The sequence below is a fragment of the Streptomyces sp. S3(2020) genome (assembly GCF_013044505.1).
Lineage (GTDB): Bacteria > Actinomycetota > Actinomycetes > Streptomycetales > Streptomycetaceae > Streptomyces.
The window spans coordinates 24168-39110 of the sequence record NZ_JABERD010000011.1; the positions used below are offsets into that span (position 1 = coordinate 24168).

Below are 14943 nucleotides of genomic sequence, written 5' to 3' on the forward strand. Positions count from 1 at the left end.
GCGGGCGTGGCGCTGCGGTCGGTCGAAGGGCTGGGCCGGCGGGCGTGGCGTCGCCGTCGGTCGTGGAGCTGAGCCGGTGGGCGTGGCGCAGCGCAGGGCCGTAGTCCCTTCGGCCGTCAGTCCAGCAGACGCGCGAGTACGGCCGCGTGGCTCTCCTGCGGAGCCTTCGCGGCCGTCAGGAGCGTGACGGGTCCCTTGCCGGCCAGTTCACGCACGTGGGCCAGGAGCTCGGCCGCCTCCGGGGCGGCGAGCTCCGCCTCGTACCGTCCGGCGAACTCCTCGTAGGTCCCCTCGCCCGCGTGGTACCAGCGGCGCAGCTCCGTCGACGGGGTCATGGCCTTGGGCCACTCGTCCACCCGCGCCGCGTCCTTCGACAGGCCGCGCGGCCACAGCCGGTCGACCAGGACACGTACGCCGTCCTCCGGCTCGGGCGACTCGTAGACGCGGCGCACGCGAACGCTCATGGTGGGGCCCTCCAGGGGGTGGTGACGTGCCGGGAGCGTACTTCGGGGAGCGGCGCGACTTGACCGGCTCAAGGGTGAGTTCCCCCGAGATCACCCTTAGTGTGAAGCCGACTGCCACCCCCCAACCGCAGGAGCGCACGTGCCGCAGGCCGTCAGACGCACCTTCGTCCTCGGAACCTCCCCCGTCGCCCTGGTGGCGCTGCTCGGGGCGGCCGCACCCCCGTCGGCCGGCTCGTCCGGCGCGGGCGACCCCTACTTCCCGCTGGCCGGCAACGGCGGTTACCACGTCGGCCACTACGACCTGACCCTGCGCTACGACACGGACAGCCGCCGTCTCGACGGCAAAGCCGTCCTCCACGCCCGCGCCACCCAGAACCTGAGCCGCTTCGACCTCGACCTCAACGGACTGAAGGTCACGGGCCTGACCGTCGGCCGCGACAAGGCGGACTTCCGTCGCGACGGACAGGAACTCGTGGTCACCCCGCGCAAGGCGCTGAAGAAGGGACAGTGGTTCCGCGTCACCGTCACCTATCACGGCAAGCCCGCCCCGGTCACCGACCCGGACGGCTCCCTCGACGGCTGGATCCCCACCGACGACGGCGCCTTCGTCGCCGGGGAACCGCAGGGCGCGATGACCTGGTTCCCCGCGAACAACCACCCCAAGGACAAGGCGTCGTACGACTTCGAGATCACCGTGCCCAAGGGGCGCACCGCGGTCGCCAACGGCGTGTTCCGGGGGCAGACGACCTCCCACGGGCGGACCACGTACCGCTGGCGCCAGTCCGAGCCCATGGCCGCCTACCTGGCCACGGCGACGGTCGGGAAGTTCAAGGTGGAGCGGTACACCACCCGCGACGGCATCCAGGTCTACAACGCCGTCGACCCGCGCGAGGCGGACGCCGCCGCACCCGTCCTGAAGAAGCTGCCGTCCGTCCTGGCCTGGGAGAGCAAGCTCTTCGGGCCCTACCCGTTCAAGGCGGCCGGCGCGATCGTGGACCGCGCCCCGAACGTCGGGTACGCGCTGGAGACACAGACGCGGCCCGTGTACGACCAGGCCCCGGACCTGAGCACCCTCGTCCACGAGAGCGCCCACCAGTGGTTCGGCGACTCCGTCAGCCTGACCTCGTGGAAGGACATCTGGCTCAACGAGGGCTTCGCGACCTACGCCGAGTGGCTCTACGCCGAGCAGCACGGCGGCGACAGCGCGCAGACGACCTTCGACGAGCTGTACGCCGAGCCGGCGAGCGACGGGCTCTGGGAGTTCCCGCCCGGTGACCCGGGCAGCGGCGCGAACATCTTCGGCACGCCCGTCTACGCCCGGGGCGCGATGGCCCTGCACCAGCTCCGCAAGGCCGTCGGGGACCGGGTGTTCTTCCGGATCCTGCGGGCCTGGGCCGGCGAACACCGCGACGGCCACGGGACGACCGCGCAGCTCGTGCGGCTGGCGGAACGGGAGTCCGGCAAGGACCTGGACGCACTGTTCAGGACATGGGTGTACCAGCAGGGCAAACCGACCGCTCCCTAGAACCTGACGAGTTCCAAAAGAACCTGACGAGTTCCAAACAAGTGTCGGCGAGGGTCGACGCATGATCACACGCAAGCCTCATGTCGCCCTGCTGGCCGCCTCCCTCGTGCTCACCGGGTGCGGGGGAGGAGCGGCGGCGACCTCCGAGCGGCCGCCGGCGGTGGCGGCCCCCGACCGGACGCCGACCACCACGACCATCCAGCCCGCGCCGACGCTCTCCCTGGAGGTCGCCCCGCAGCAACTGCCGGGCCTGGGACCCAGAACGTGGGCGAAGGTGCCGGACGACGCCCGCCAGGCCGTCGTCGTCACCGGACGCGGCAAGAACTCCTCGCGGTCCACCGTCGTCCTGTACGAGCGCACCGAGACGGGCTGGGAGGCCGGGGAGGCGTGGCCCGCGCACAACGCGCTGCGCGGCTGGACGGACGACCACGTCGCCGGCGATCTGCACTCGCCCATCGGTGTCTTCGGCCTCACCGACGCCGGCGGGCTGCTCCGCGACCCCGGCACCCGGCTGCCCTACGACCAGGGCAGCGGCTTCACCGTGGGCGGCACCGGCTTCGAGGGCGAACCCCTGGCGGGCTCCTTCGACTACGTCATCGCGATCAACTACAACCGCAAGGCGGGCACTTCACCGCTCGACTGGACCCGGCCGCTCGGCGCGAACCGCGGCGGCGGGATATGGCTGCACGTCGACCACGGCGGGCCCACCCACGGCTGCGTCAGCATCGCCGAGGAGCACATGAAGAAGCTCCTGCTGGCACTGGACCCGGACCGTCATCCGGTCGTCGTCATGGGCGACGCCGACTCGCTGGCCCGCTGATCGGCTTAGGATCCGCCAGGTGTGCGCACATGTGCTGGTCGCCGAGGACGACGAGATGCAGGCCGAACTCATACGCCGCTCCCTGCTGGCCGAGGGGCATACCGCCACCGTGGTCCACGACGGCGGCGCCGCCCTCGACGCGGTGCGACGGCTCAGACCCGACCTCGTCGTGCTGGACCTGATGCTGCCCGTGCTCGACGGCCTCGGCGTGTGCCGGGCGCTGCGGCGGGTGGACGACACGCCGGTGCTGATGCTCACCGCCCGCTCCGCGGAGGACGACGTGCTGCTCGGCCTGGACATGGGCGCCGACGACTACATGACCAAGCCCTACAGCCCGCGCGAGCTGATGGCGCGGATCCGCACGGTCCTGCGGCGCAGCGGACGTGGCCCGGTGCGGGCGGCGGGGCTCCAGGTCGACCCCGTACGGCACGACGTGCGCTGCGACGGGGAGGAGGTGGAGTGCACGCCCGCCGAGTTCGCGATCCTCCTCGCCATGGCCGCCGAGCCCGAACGCGTCTTCTCCCGGCGGCAGTTGCTGGAGTGCACCCGCGGCATCGACCGGGCCTCCACCGAACGGGCCGTGGACGTCCACATCATGAACCTGCGCCGGAAGATCGAGGCCGACCCGCGCAGACCGGTGCGGCTGCTGACCGTGTTCGGCGTCGGCTACAAACTCAGCGGCGGCCGCGGATGAGCCCTGGCATACCCCTGCGCAAACGGCTGCTCGTCCGGCTGCTCATCACCTCCGTCCTGATCGCCGTCTGCTCGGTCGCGGCGACGGCCTGGCTCGCGGTCGCGACCACCACCCAGGCGCTGCGCGAGGAACAGGGGCAGGTGCTCGCCGACGACATGGACGTCCTCGCCCGGCTCAGCGGGTACGCCGCGACCCACGCCGACTGGAAGGGCGTCGCACGGACCGTACGGGAACTGTCCGAGAAGACCGGCCGGCGGATCGCGCTCACCACGACCGACCGGGTGCCCATCGTCGACTCCGCGCCGCCCGGCACCTCCCTGCCGCCGCGCGCCTCGGCCACCGTCGATCCCCTGCGCACCGACACCTACACCGACCGCGGGGCACAGCGCAGCGGCATGGACCCCCGGGTGGTGGGGCCCTACCGGCTGACGGCCGACGAACGCCGACAGTTGGACAAGCTGGCGCTGGTCCGCCAGAAGTGCTTCGCCCAGAACGGCGTCGACGCCGACATCATCACCACGCCCAGCGGCCGTCCGGTCCTCAGCGAGGACGACGCGCCCCTCCCGTGCGGCGACGGCAAGCTCAACACCCCGACCGAGACGGAGGAGAAGGCCCACACCGAGCTCGTCAAGCTGGCCCAGGGCTGCTTCGCCCGGCACGATCTGCGGTACGACGTGCCCTACCTCGCCACCGACCGGTACAAGACGGCCAGATTCGGCAGCGAGGCGGAGGCCGAGGGGGCGCGCCAGGCCCAGGAGTGCGTCGACAGCGCGCGCCGCACCCAGCTCGACCCCTACGTGGCCCCGACCGCCGAGCTGTTCCTGGGCGGCGGTGACCAGACCGCCGTGCGCTTCGACATGTCCCCGGCCAACAAGGCCAAGGTCATCGGCGCCGCCGGGCTGGTGCTCGCGGTCACCGTCGCCGTGACCGCGGTGGTCGCCACCCGGCTGGTGCGGCCGCTGCGCGCGCTGACCGCGGCGGCCCAGCAGCCGCCCGAGCGGCACGTACGCGTGCCCGTCACGACCCGGGACGAGACCGGCATCCTGGCCGCGGCCTTCAACGACCTCACCGAACGCCGGGAACGTCTTGAGGCGCAGCGCAAGGCCATGGTCAGCGACATCGCCCATGAACTGCGCAGTCCGCTGACCAACATCCGCGGCTGGCTGGAGGTCACCAAGGACGGGGTGGTGGCACCGGACCCGGAACTGCTCGGTTCCCTGCACGAGGAGGCCCTCGTCCTCCAGCGCGTCATCGACGACCTCCAGGACCTCGCCGCCGCCGACGCGGGCACGCTGCGGCTGCACCGCGAACCCGTCCGCGTCGACGAGCTGTTCGGCCAGGTCGCCGCGGCGTACCGGGTGGCCGCGGACACGGCGGGTGTGGCCCTGCGTACCGAGACGGACGGCACGCCGTGGCTGGACGCCGACCCGGTGCGGATGCGGCAGGTGCTCGGCAACCTCGTCTCCAACGCCCTGCGGCACACACCCGCGGACGGGACCGTCACCCTCGCGGCACGGTGCGAGGGTGACGATGTCGTCGTCGAAGTCGCCGACACCGGCAGCGGGATCGCGGCCGATGACCTCCCGCATGTCTTCGACCGGTTCTGGCGGGCCGAGAAGTCCCGCAGCCGTCGTACCGGCGGCAGCGGTCTCGGCCTGCCGATCGTGCGCCACCTGGTCGCCGCGCACGGCGGCACGGCTCAGGCGACGAGCGAACCCGGCGCGGGCAGTGTCTTCACCCTCCGGGTGCCGGCACTAGCCGGAGGCGCGCCCGGCCCTGGCCCGGCGCCGTTGCAGTGATCGTCGTTCGGTCTCGCTCGTACCGCCCCAGACACCGATCGCCTGCCCGGTGCCCATGGCCCACTCCAGACACCGCTCCCGTACGGGACAGCGGTGGCAGACCGCCTTGGCCTGCTCGGTCTGCACCAGTGCCGGGCCGGTGTTCCCGATGGGGAAGAAGAGGTCGGGGTCCTCGTGGCGGCATACGGCATGATCTCGCCAGTTTTCCATCGATGTCACCTGCGCTCGAAGTCGTCCGTGCCCTCGCGGATGGCTTACTCGCTTTCGGGTCACCTGTCGATGCGTGAGTGAAACAATGGAGCCCTGGGAAATTCGGGCTCACTGCTCGCGCAGCCCCCACGGGGAGCCGTACGCGGTCAGCAGATCCAGGAAGGGGCCGGCGGGGAAGGCCTCCGGGCCGAGGACGCCCGAGCCCGACCAGGCGCCCGTGGCGAGGAGTTCGAGGGCGACGACCGGGTTGATCGCCGTCTGCCACACCACCGCCTGGCAGCCGTACTCCGCCATGGACCACTGGTTGTCGACCACGTGGTACAGGTACACCTCGCGCGGCGCCCCGTCCTTGACGCCCTTCACCCAGGTGCCCGCACAGGTCTTGCCGTGCATGAGTTCGCCCAGCGTCGCCGGGTCGGGGAGACAGGCGGCGACCACGTCCCGGGGCGAGACCCGGACCGGTCCGTCCGCGCTCGGCACGGTGACCGGCTCGGTGCGGTCCAGACCCAGCAGATGCAGCGTCTTCAGCGTCTGGATGAACTCCTCGCCCAGGCCGTACTTGAAGGTGACGCGCTTGGCGTCGACCCAGCGGGGGACGAGCAGCACCTCCTCGTGCTCGACGTTCACGCACTCCACCGGGCCGATGCCCTCGGGGAAGTCGAACACCTCGGGCTCGCTGAACGGTGCCGTGGTGAACCAGCCGCGGTCCTCCTCGTAGACCACCGGAGGGTTCAGGCACTCCTCGATGGTGGTCCAGATGCTGAAGGACGGTGCGAAGTCGTAGCCGTCGACGGTGAGGTTCGCGCCGTCGCGGATGCCGATCTCCTCGATCTCGTCGAAGAGCTCATCGGCCGCGTACCGGGCGAAGACGTCCGACAGACCCGGCTCCACACCCATGCCGACGAGCGCCAGGACACCCGCCTTCTCCCAGCCGATCGCCTCCTCGAACTGGGCGTCGCCGAGCTTGACCCCGCACTCGTCGTAGGGGCGCTCGGGGTGCGGCCGCGACAGCGACATCGCCATGTCGACATACGTCGCCTCGGCCGCGCGGGCCGCCCGGAACAGCGGCATCACGAAGCGCGGGTCGGTCGCGTTGAGGAGCACGTCGCACGCGTGCCGCTCCAGGAGCGCCGCCACCGCCGCCTCGTCGCTCGCGTCGACGCGCTCGGCCCGGAAGCGGGCTCCCTCGGTGCCGAGCGCCGCCACGGCGGCCTCGGCGCGGGTCAGGTCGTAGTCCGCCACCACCATCGCCTCGAAGAACGGCCGCCGGGCCGCGATCCGGGTGATGGCGGTGCCCACTCCACCGGCTCCCACGAGCAGTACACGCATGACAAGCACTCCGTCGGTCGAAGGTCCAAGACGTCGATGGGGCCCCTGACGGAGATACAACGCCGCCCGCTCGCATAAGGTCAATGGCGTTGGCATAAGGAGGCACAGGGAGGAGCGGCGGCATGCCGAAAGCGGTCGTACCCGAGGAGAAGCGGCGCCGGCGCCGTCCCACCAAGAGCGGCACCGTGCTGTCCGAGGAGCTGATCGTCGAGACCGCGCTGCGCATGCTGCGCGAGCACGGCAGCACAGGGCTCACCGCCCGCCGCCTGGGCCTCGCCCTGGACGCCGACCCCAGCACCCTGTACCGCTACTTCCGCGGCATGGACGACCTCACCCTGGCGATCGGCGACGCGCTGATCGGACAGGCGCTGCGGGGCTGGGAGCCGACGGGGCGGTGGCGGGCGGACCTGCGCGCGGTCGGGCTGCGCCTCCACGCCGCCTACCTCGCCCATCCGCAGGCCGCCGTGCTGACCACCAACCGGGTCACCGGGCGGCCCCACGAACTCGCCGCCGACGAGGCGGTCCTCGACGTACTGCGCACCGCGGGCTTCCCGCTGCCGGACACGGTGCGCGTCTACCACGCCTTCATCGACCAGACCCTGGCCTTCGCCGCCCTCGACGCCGCCTCCCTGGCCCTGCCCAGCGCCGCGCTCCACGCCGACGAGGGCATGTGGCGCTCGACCTACGCCCACCTGCCCCGCACCACGCATCCCCGGATCGCGGAGGCGGCACCCCTGCTGGCGGGGCGCATGCTCGACAGCGCCTATCCGACGGCACTGGAGATGCTGCTGGACAGCGCCGAGGCCCAGCTGGCCGCGCTGCTCGGCGGAACGGCGGGCGATGAGGAGGGGTGACGGCGGCGCCCGGGATACGGACGCCCGGGACGCGAACGCCCGGGATACGAATGCCTGGGAAGCGAGTGCCCACGAGGTGAGCGCCTAGGCGGTGAGCGTCTCGGCCGCCGCGGCGGCCACCGCCTCGGCCACGGCCGCCAGCGCGGGCGAGTCCAGCTTCCACTGCTGCCAGTACAGGGGCGCGTCCATCGGACGGTCCGGCGCGAGGTGGACCAGACGGCCCGCGGCCAGCAGCGGATCGGCCTGGACCGTGGGGACCATGCCCCAGCCCAGGCCCAGCGCGACGGCCGCCACGAACCCCTCCGAGGTGGGGACATAGTGGCGGGCGGGACCCGCACCACCCCGGCCGCGCCGCAGACTCCGGACGAAACGGTCCTGGTAGGAGTCACGGCGGTCGAAGGCCACCGAGGGCGCCTGCGCCAGCGCGTCCCGCAGCGGACCGTCGAGATACCGGTCGACGAACCCCGGGCTCGCCACGGCGAAGTACCGCATCCGTCCCAGCGGGCGCACGGAACAGCCCGACACGGCGTCCGGCGACGAGGTCACCGCCGCCATCACCAGCCCCTCCCGCAGCAGCGTCGCCGTGTGCTCCTCGTCCTCGCGGTGCAGCTCGAAGGTGAGCCGGAGCCCGTCCGGGACGCGGTTCAGCGCCGGGAGGAACCACGTCGCCAGCGAGTCGGCGTTGACCGCGACCGACACCCGCGTCGACTCCCCGAGCGCGCTCATGCCGAGCTCGGCCCGCGCGTCCCGCTCCAGCCGCGCCAGCTGCCGTGCGAACCGCACGACGACCTCGCCCGACTCGGTCGGCCGCACCGGCTTCGTCCGTACAAGCAGCACCCGGCCGGTGCGCTGCTCCAGGGCCTTGACCCGCTGGCTCACCGCCGACGGCGTCAGATGCAGGGCCGCGGCCGCCGCGTCGAAGGTGCCCTCGTCGACCACCGCCAGCAGGGTCCGCACCTGGTCGAGGGGAAGCTCTGTCATCACGAACGCTAATGATACGTAAGAATCTTTAGCTGTACTCCAGATCGCCGCCCGCCTAGCGTCGATGCCATGACCGCCTCGCTCACCGCCGCTGCCGCCGGATTCGGCACCGGCCTCTCGCTCATCGTCGCCATCGGCGCCCAGAACGCCTTCGTCCTGCGCCAGGGCGTCCGCCGCGACTCCGTCCTCGCCGTCGTCGGCATCTGCGCCCTCTCGGACGCGGCCCTCATCGCCCTGGGCGTCGGCGGACTGGGAGCGGTGGTGGTGGCGTGGCCGGACGCCCTGACCGCGGTCGGCTGGATCGGCGGCATCTTCCTGCTCTGCTACGGCGCCCTCGCCGCCCGCCGGGTGTTCCGCCCTGCCGGCGATGCCCTGCGGACGGAGGGCGAGTCGGCGGGCTCCCGCAAGCGGGCCGTCCTGACCTGTCTGGCGCTGACCTGGCTCAACCCGCACGTCTACCTCGACACCGTGTTCCTGCTCGGCTCCGTCGCCGCCGACCGCGGCGCACTGCGCTGGACCTTCGGACTGGGCGCCGTGCTCGCCAGCCTCTGCTGGTTCGCGGCACTGGGCTTCGGCGCCCGGCTGCTGAGCCGCTTCCTGGCCAAGCCCCTGGCCTGGCGCGTCCTGGACGGACTGGTCGCCGCGACGATGATCGCCATGGGCGGGACGCTGATCGCCGGGGCCTGAGCAACACCGTGTCCGGAAGCTGAGATTGCGGGTCCCGCATGCTCGGATGGAGCTGCCATAGTGAACCCTGGTCCCGAAAGATGTAACGACCAACCAGGAAGCCCGTGGACACCAGCGAGAGCAGCACCGAAGAGCAGTCGACGGCCCCCGCACAGGAGCCCGCCCGGCGCGGCTGGCGCCGCTTCGCGATGGACACCCGCCCGCTGCGCCGCCCCGCCTACCGCCGGCTGTGGACCTCGACCATCGTCACGGCCGTCGGCAGCCAGCTCACCGCCGTCGCGGTGCCCAAGCAGATCTACGACATCACGGGCTCGTCCGCGTGGGTCGGCTACGCGAGCCTCGCCGGGCTGCTCCCGCTCATGGTGTTCGCGCTGTGGGGCGGCGCCATCGCCGACAGCATGGACCGCCGCAAGCTGCTCCTCGTCACCAACACCGGGATCGCCGTCACCTCGCTGCTCTTCTGGATACAGGCCGCCACCGGCATGGAGTCCGTGGCCGTGCTGATGGTCCTCCTCGCGGTGCAGCAGGCGTTCTGGGGCCTGAACGCACCGGCCCGCAACGCCTCCATCGCCCGACTCGTGCCCGCGGACGAGCTGACCGCCGCCAACGCCCTCGGCTCGACCGTCATGCAGACAGGGCAGGTCGTCGGCCCGCTCCTGGCGGGCGCCCTGATCCCGGTCATCGGCCTGCCGGAGCTCTACCTCGTCGACGCCCTGGCGCTGTGCGTCACGGTGTGGGCGGTCTACAAGCTGCCCGCGCTGCCGCCGCTGGCGTCGCAGACCAAACGCCGCGCCGGGGTGCGCGAGATCGCGGCCGGGTTCCGGTACATCTCCCTGCACAAGGTGCTGCTGCTGTCCTTCCTCGCCGACATCATCGCGATGGTCCTCGGCATGCCGCGCGCCCTGTTCCCACAGCTGGCCTCGCAGACCTACGCGCCGTACGGCGAAGGTCTCGCCCTGGGGCTGCTGTTCGCGGCGATCCCCATCGGCGCCGTGCTGGGCGGGCTGTTCTCCGGCACGTTCTCCCGGGCCCGCCGGCACGGCTGGATGGTCATCGGCGCGGTCGTCGCGTGGGGCGCCGCCATCACCGGCTTCGGGCTGAGCGACAGCCTCTGGCTCGCGGTCGCCTTCCTCGCCCTGGCCGGGGTGGCCGACATGGTCTCCATGGTCTTCCGCGGGGCGATCCTGCTGTCCGCCGCGACCGACGAGATGCGCGGCCGTATGCAGGGCGTCTTCACGGTCGTCGTCGCGGGCGGGCCGCGTCTGGCCGACGTCCTGCACGGCACCGCCGGCTCGGCCTTCGGACCGCGCGCGGCCGTCGCGGGCGGCGGCCTCCTCGTCGTGGCCGTCATGCTGGGCCTGGCCGCCGCGGTACCGGCTCTGCGCCGCTACCGCGTCTGACCCGTCACCGCGCGCGCCGGGTGATCGAGTACTGCTCCAGCAGTTTGCCCCGGGTCGTCTCCAGCCGGTACGCCAGGATCTCGGCGACGCTGCGCACCAGGGTCAGACCGAGCTGGGGATCCTCCTCGCACAGACCGAGCACCGCCGCCGCGTCGAACTCATAGGCCCGCACGGGACTGAAGGCCACCGCGCCGAAGTCCCACTGGTGCGGCGGGAACAGCCACGACCAGCCGAGCAGGTCCCCCGATCCGAGACTGGCCACGGTCACCCGTTGCAGCGACGTCACCTGCTGGTCGAGGGAGACCGCGCCCGAGCGGATGACCCAGAAGCGGTCGGCCGTCCCCCCTGGCTCGAAGATGCGGGTGTCCTCCGGGAAGGAGACCTCCTGGGCCAGGGCCGTCAGTCGTTGCCGCTGGGGCGGGGGCAGGGCGGTCAGCAGTTTCGTCGCTTTGGTCATGACGCGGGGCTCCTCGCCGGCGATTCGGTTCCGGTGCTTTCCCTACGCCCATTTCAGCCGCTGCGGACGACCAGGGCACCTCGGCGGCGGACACTTCCGGTGCCGGCGTCGCACGGGCATGAAAAAGCCCTGGCTGGACGGGGGAGGCCAGCCAGGGCCGTATGAGGGTGAGCGGTGGAGGACGTATACCGTCGACTCCACGACTACCTATGGATGAACCGTAAACCATCTCGGAGCATTTTGCGTATACGAAAGCCGGGCACGTGACCCGTTTCACTCCGCGCCCGAGTGCTCAGCGAGCGGCTTCGGGCGTCCCGGCGAGGTTTGGCGGTGTCCTCAGCGGTCAGCCGAAGAGACGGAGACCTTAGGTGCTCGCGCGGTGTGGAGGAACCGCTGCCGCCGGGCGGTGATGCCGTACTGTCCGCGAGCACCCCGGCCAGCCCCCCACCGACCAGGGAGACTTGGGATGTGCGAGAAGCGCAGCACCGAATCCGCGGAACGACACCGGCGACCGCGCCAACCGGCCGAGGCGCGCCGGGCCGTCGAGCACGCCGTCGCCGAACGCTGCCGTGCCACCCGCACCACCTGTGACCGTGAATCCCTGGCGGACGCCCTCCTCGTCGCCTCGGAGCTCACCACCAACGCCATCCTGCACGGCGGCGGAGTCACCGACTTCCACGTCGACATCGTCGAACCCGGCGTCCGCGTCTCGGTGAGCGACCGCAGCGACGCGTTCCCCGTGGCCCGGGAGCCCGTCGACCTGCTCGGACGGCGACGCGTGGGCGGTCTCGGCTGGCCCATCGTCTGTCGGCTGGCACGCGATGTGCGGGTCACCGACCTGCCCTCCGGAGGCAAGCGCATCACCGTGGTCGTACCCCTGTCCTGACGGTCCGCCGGCTTTCCGGGGCGAAGCGGAGTTTGTTCGCCCGAGGTGAGGGCAGACGCAGTTTCGTGCTTCGGACCGGAGGCGCGCCAGCGGGAGCGGTACGGCTGCTGCGGGGCCCACTTCTGGTGTCCGGCCGGCGGCCCGTTCCCGCGGCAATTCCCTGAAACCACCGTTCAGGAGCGATTCCGCATGCCTATCGACATGTCGACAAGCCGTTCCGGTACGCCCGTCACCGCCGCCCGGCGGCGCCACGACGACGCTCCCGACACCGCTGGGCTCTTCGCCCGGCTGGTCGTCCTGGAGGACGGTCCCGAGCGGGACACCGTACGCGAGGAACTCGTCACCGCCTGGCTGCCCATGGCCCACCGCATAGCCGGCCGCTTCCGTGAGCGCGGCGAGGCGATCGAGGACCTGCGCCAGGTGGCGGCCCTGGGCCTGGTGAAGGCGGTAGACCGCTTCGACCCGGAGCGCGGCGCCTTCGAGAGCTACGCGGTGCCGACCATCACGGGCGAGGTCAAGCGGCACTTCCGCGACCGTATGTGGGCCCTGCGGGTGCCCCGCCGGGTGCAGGAACTCCGCAACAAGGTGCGGGTGGCCCGCCGCGAGCTCACCCAGACACCGGGCAGCGCCGAGCCCTCCGCCGCGGACCTCGCCGCCCGCACCGGCCTCACCGAGGACGAGGTCGCCACGGGACTGGAGGCACTGGAGAGCTTCAGCGCGCTGTCCCTGGACGCCGAACTCTCCTCCGACGAGGACGGATACAGCCTCGCCGACACCCTGGGCGCGGCCGACTCCTCCTACGACACCGTGATCGACCGCGAATCCGCCAAGGCGGGTCTGCGGAGGCTGCCCGAACGCGACCGCGCCATCCTCTACATGCGCTTCTTCGAGGACATGACCCAGAGCCGGATCGCCGACCAGCTCGGCATCTCCCAGATGCACGTCTCCCGTCTCATCAGCCGCAGTTGCGCCCGGGTGCGCGCCGAAGCGCTGGGAGAACACACCGGCGCCTGAGTGTCCGGGCCGTCTGCGGGCAGGTGTCTGTCTCCGGCGAACTTCCGGCGAACGGAACGAAGGAGCCCGATGACGGAGCCCGGACAGACAGCCGCGGACGACGGAGCGGACCACGACGAACAGTTACGGCTGCGGGCCGAGGTGCGCGATCTGCGCGCCCGGGCCCGTGCCCACGCGCTGATCGCGGAGGCACAGGGGGTGCTGCGTGAGCGGTACGCGCTGTCAGACGCGGACAGCGCGTTCACGCTCATGCGCCTGGCGTCCCAGCGGTTCAACGTCAAGATGCGCACCCTGGCCGAGATCCTGCTGTCCGCCCCGCGTCCGCGGGACCGGGAAGCGCCGTGGTTCCCGCGGCGCGCCCGGCTCGCGCAGCCCGCCCTGAGCTTCCCGGCGGCACGGCGGGTCGGTCCCGGCAACCGCGGCGGCGTCCTGAAGGCCGTGCTCACCCAGACGCTCGCCGTGGTCGGCACGGACATGGGCAACGTCCAGCTCGTCGACCGGGTCAGGGGCGGCCTGCGCATCGAGGCGCACACCGGACTCACGGCCGACTTCGTCGACTTCTTCGGCCACGTCGGCGAGCACGGCACGTCCTGTGCCCGGGCCGCGCGCGATGTCGCCCAGGTCACCGTGCACGACGTCGAGACGGATCCGGTCTTCACCGCGTCCGCCCGCGAGGCGATCCTCGCGGCGGGCAGCCGGGCCTGCCACAGCGTGCCGCTGACCACCGCGTCCGGCCTCTGCGTGGGCATGGTCTCGGCCCATCTCGACCATCCCCTCGGGGGATTGACGACGGCACAGCTCAAGGCGCTGGAGGCGGTGGGCGCGCAGGCCGGCCAATGGCTCGCCTGGCACGAGCGCACGGTCGTCCTGGACGCCCTGGAGTACCTGCACGCCCTGGGCAACGGGAGCGCCCAGCCGTAGTCCCGTGGTGTGTGCGCGGCGGCTACCGGGGCAGTCGGAGTGCGGGAGGTCCAGATGAACCCGACTGTCAGCGCACCGACCGGCCGGATCACGGCCCGGCGTCCGGCCCGCCGTTCGGCGACGGAGGGCGCCGCCCGGGCGGGCCTGGTCGCCCGCGGCGTGATCTATCTGCTGGTCGGCCTGCTGGCCCTGCGGATCGCCTTCGGAGGCGGTGACCGCCAGGCGGACCGCGGCGGCGCGCTCGCCGAACTGTCGGACAAACCCTTCGGCGCCGTCCTGCTGTGGGCCCTGGCCGTCGGCGTGGTCTGCATGGCGCTGTGGCGGCTGTCGGAGGTGCTGTTCGGATCGGTCGGCCCGGACGGACGCAAGGCGAGGAAACGCCTGCTGGCGGGCGCCCGCTTCGTGTTCTACGCCTTCGTCGCCTACTCCGTCGTCTCGTTCGCGGCGGGCTCGGGGTCGAGCGGCGGTGGCGGCGGATCGAGCGACAAACAGTCCAAGGACGTCACGGCGAAGGTGCTGGACCTGCCCGCCGGGCAGTGGATCGTCGGTGCGGCCGGTGCGGGGATCGCCGTGGCCGGTGTGTGGCTCGCGGCCCGGGCCGTCATGCGCTCCTACCGGGACAAGTTCAAACTCGGCGAGATGTCGCCGCGGGTCCGGCGGCTGGTGGACGTGACCGGGGTGGGTGGCGGCGCGGCCCGCGGGCTGGTGTTCGCGGCCGCCGGTGCCTTCGCCGTACGGGCCGCCGTCGACTACGAACCGGACAAGGCGAAGGGCCTGGACGACACGCTCCGCTCCTTCGCCGAGACCCCGCTCGGCCCCTGGCTGCTGGCTCTGGTGGCGGCCGGCCTGGTGCTGTTCGGCCTGTTCTCCTTCGCGATGGCACGCTGGCGCAGGGTGTGAGC

General features: G+C 72.0%; 16 protein-coding genes. 11 read left to right on the forward strand and 5 right to left on the reverse strand.

Going from position 1 to position 14943, the window contains the following annotated elements:
- Positions 1–116 precede the first annotated feature (116 nt).
- A complete protein-coding gene (locus tag HLK59_RS05950; RefSeq protein WP_171140169.1) occupies positions 117–464 on the reverse strand; it encodes a DUF488 family protein in 348 nt (115 codons plus the stop codon).
- Between the two features lie 139 nt (positions 465–603).
- Between HLK59_RS05950 and HLK59_RS05955 the strand changes: the two genes are divergently transcribed.
- From HLK59_RS05955 to HLK59_RS05970, 4 genes are all read left to right on the forward strand, one after another.
- Entirely contained in the window at positions 604–1989 is a 1386-nt protein-coding gene (locus HLK59_RS05955; RefSeq protein ID WP_171140170.1) for a M1 family metallopeptidase, read from the forward strand.
- 61 nt (positions 1990–2050) lie between these two features.
- On the forward strand, positions 2051–2809 hold the full coding sequence (locus HLK59_RS05960) for a hypothetical protein (RefSeq protein WP_171140171.1): 759 nt from the start codon (positions 2051–2053) through the stop codon (positions 2807–2809).
- Positions 2810–2828: 19 nt separating this feature from the next.
- Positions 2829–3503, forward strand: coding sequence for a response regulator transcription factor (locus tag HLK59_RS05965; protein WP_171140172.1), 675 nt, complete (start codon positions 2829–2831; stop codon positions 3501–3503).
- Positions 3500–5302, forward strand: coding sequence for a HAMP domain-containing sensor histidine kinase (locus HLK59_RS05970; RefSeq protein ID WP_171140173.1), 1803 nt, complete (start codon positions 3500–3502; stop codon positions 5300–5302). The genes HLK59_RS05965 and HLK59_RS05970 overlap by 4 nt, the downstream gene beginning before the upstream one ends.
- On the opposite strand, the gene HLK59_RS05975 is transcribed toward HLK59_RS05970, so the two are convergent.
- A complete protein-coding gene (locus HLK59_RS05975) occupies positions 5258–5512 on the reverse strand; it encodes a WhiB family transcriptional regulator (RefSeq protein ID WP_171140174.1) in 255 nt (84 codons plus the stop codon). The two genes, HLK59_RS05970 and HLK59_RS05975, sit on opposite strands and share 45 nt — an antisense overlap.
- Before the next feature lie 108 nt (positions 5513–5620).
- On the reverse strand, positions 5621–6841 hold the full coding sequence (locus HLK59_RS05980) for a saccharopine dehydrogenase C-terminal domain-containing protein (RefSeq protein ID WP_171140175.1): 1221 nt from the start codon (positions 6839–6841) through the stop codon (positions 5621–5623).
- A 122-nt stretch (positions 6842–6963) separates the two neighbouring features.
- On the opposite strand from HLK59_RS05980, the gene HLK59_RS05985 reads away from it, so the two are divergent.
- Complete coding sequence (locus HLK59_RS05985; RefSeq protein ID WP_171140176.1) at positions 6964–7695, forward strand: TetR/AcrR family transcriptional regulator; 732 nt, start codon at positions 6964–6966, stop codon at positions 7693–7695.
- An 84-nt stretch (positions 7696–7779) separates the two neighbouring features.
- Here HLK59_RS05985 and HLK59_RS05990 read toward each other — a convergent pair whose 3' ends face one another.
- On the reverse strand, positions 7780–8676 hold the full coding sequence (locus tag HLK59_RS05990; RefSeq protein WP_171140177.1) for a LysR family transcriptional regulator ArgP: 897 nt from the start codon (positions 8674–8676) through the stop codon (positions 7780–7782).
- 69 nt (positions 8677–8745) lie between these two features.
- Here HLK59_RS05990 and HLK59_RS05995 point away from each other — a divergent pair, with 69 nt between their 5' ends.
- Positions 8746–9363: a LysE/ArgO family amino acid transporter gene (locus tag HLK59_RS05995; protein ID WP_171140178.1), complete on the forward strand. Its 618-nt coding sequence runs from the start codon at positions 8746–8748 to the stop codon at positions 9361–9363.
- A gap of 104 nt (positions 9364–9467) precedes the next feature.
- Entirely contained in the window at positions 9468–10763 is a 1296-nt protein-coding gene (locus HLK59_RS06000; RefSeq protein ID WP_171140179.1) for an MFS transporter, read from the forward strand.
- 4 nt (positions 10764–10767) lie between these two features.
- On the opposite strand, the gene HLK59_RS06005 is transcribed toward HLK59_RS06000, so the two are convergent.
- Positions 10768–11220, reverse strand: a complete 453-nt coding sequence (locus HLK59_RS06005; RefSeq protein ID WP_171140180.1) for a cyclic nucleotide-binding domain-containing protein — start codon at positions 11218–11220, stop codon at positions 10768–10770.
- Positions 11221–11686: 466 nt separating this feature from the next.
- Between HLK59_RS06005 and HLK59_RS06010 the strand changes: the two genes are divergently transcribed.
- The 4 genes from HLK59_RS06010 (at position 11687) to HLK59_RS06025 (ending at position 14941) form a co-directional block, all read left to right on the forward strand.
- On the forward strand, positions 11687–12106 hold the full coding sequence (locus HLK59_RS06010) for an ATP-binding protein (protein WP_171140181.1): 420 nt from the start codon (positions 11687–11689) through the stop codon (positions 12104–12106).
- A 189-nt stretch (positions 12107–12295) separates the two neighbouring features.
- Positions 12296–13120: a SigB/SigF/SigG family RNA polymerase sigma factor gene (locus tag HLK59_RS06015; protein WP_171140182.1), complete on the forward strand. Its 825-nt coding sequence runs from the start codon at positions 12296–12298 to the stop codon at positions 13118–13120.
- Between the two features lie 69 nt (positions 13121–13189).
- Positions 13190–14041, forward strand: coding sequence for an ANTAR domain-containing protein (locus HLK59_RS06020; protein ID WP_171140183.1), 852 nt, complete (start codon positions 13190–13192; stop codon positions 14039–14041).
- A 54-nt stretch (positions 14042–14095) separates the two neighbouring features.
- Entirely contained in the window at positions 14096–14941 is an 846-nt protein-coding gene (locus tag HLK59_RS06025) for a DUF1206 domain-containing protein (protein ID WP_171140184.1), read from the forward strand.
- The last annotated feature ends 2 nt before the right edge of the window (positions 14942–14943 follow it).

Coding starts and splice junctions, on each gene's coding strand:
- HLK59_RS05975 (WP_171140174.1), bottom strand. CDS start 5,512: ATGGAAAACTGGCGAGATCATGCCGTATGCCGCCACGAGGACCCCGAC.
- HLK59_RS05990 (WP_171140177.1), bottom strand. CDS start 8,676: ATGACAGAGCTTCCCCTCGACCAGGTGCGGACCCTGCTGGCGGTGGTC.
- HLK59_RS05960 (WP_171140171.1), top strand. CDS start 2,051: ATGATCACACGCAAGCCTCATGTCGCCCTGCTGGCCGCCTCCCTCGTG.
- HLK59_RS06025 (WP_171140184.1), top strand. CDS start 14,096: ATGAACCCGACTGTCAGCGCACCGACCGGCCGGATCACGGCCCGGCGT.
- HLK59_RS06015 (WP_171140182.1), top strand. CDS start 12,296: ATGCCTATCGACATGTCGACAAGCCGTTCCGGTACGCCCGTCACCGCC.
- HLK59_RS06010 (WP_171140181.1), top strand. CDS start 11,687: ATGTGCGAGAAGCGCAGCACCGAATCCGCGGAACGACACCGGCGACCG.
- HLK59_RS06020 (WP_171140183.1), top strand. CDS start 13,190: ATGACGGAGCCCGGACAGACAGCCGCGGACGACGGAGCGGACCACGAC.
- HLK59_RS05950 (WP_171140169.1), bottom strand. CDS start 464: ATGAGCGTTCGCGTGCGCCGCGTCTACGAGTCGCCCGAGCCGGAGGAC.
- HLK59_RS05970 (WP_171140173.1), top strand. CDS start 3,500: ATGAGCCCTGGCATACCCCTGCGCAAACGGCTGCTCGTCCGGCTGCTC.
- HLK59_RS05985 (WP_171140176.1), top strand. CDS start 6,964: ATGCCGAAAGCGGTCGTACCCGAGGAGAAGCGGCGCCGGCGCCGTCCC.
- HLK59_RS05995 (WP_171140178.1), top strand. CDS start 8,746: ATGACCGCCTCGCTCACCGCCGCTGCCGCCGGATTCGGCACCGGCCTC.
- HLK59_RS06005 (WP_171140180.1), bottom strand. CDS start 11,220: ATGACCAAAGCGACGAAACTGCTGACCGCCCTGCCCCCGCCCCAGCGG.
- HLK59_RS05980 (WP_171140175.1), bottom strand. CDS start 6,841: ATGCGTGTACTGCTCGTGGGAGCCGGTGGAGTGGGCACCGCCATCACC.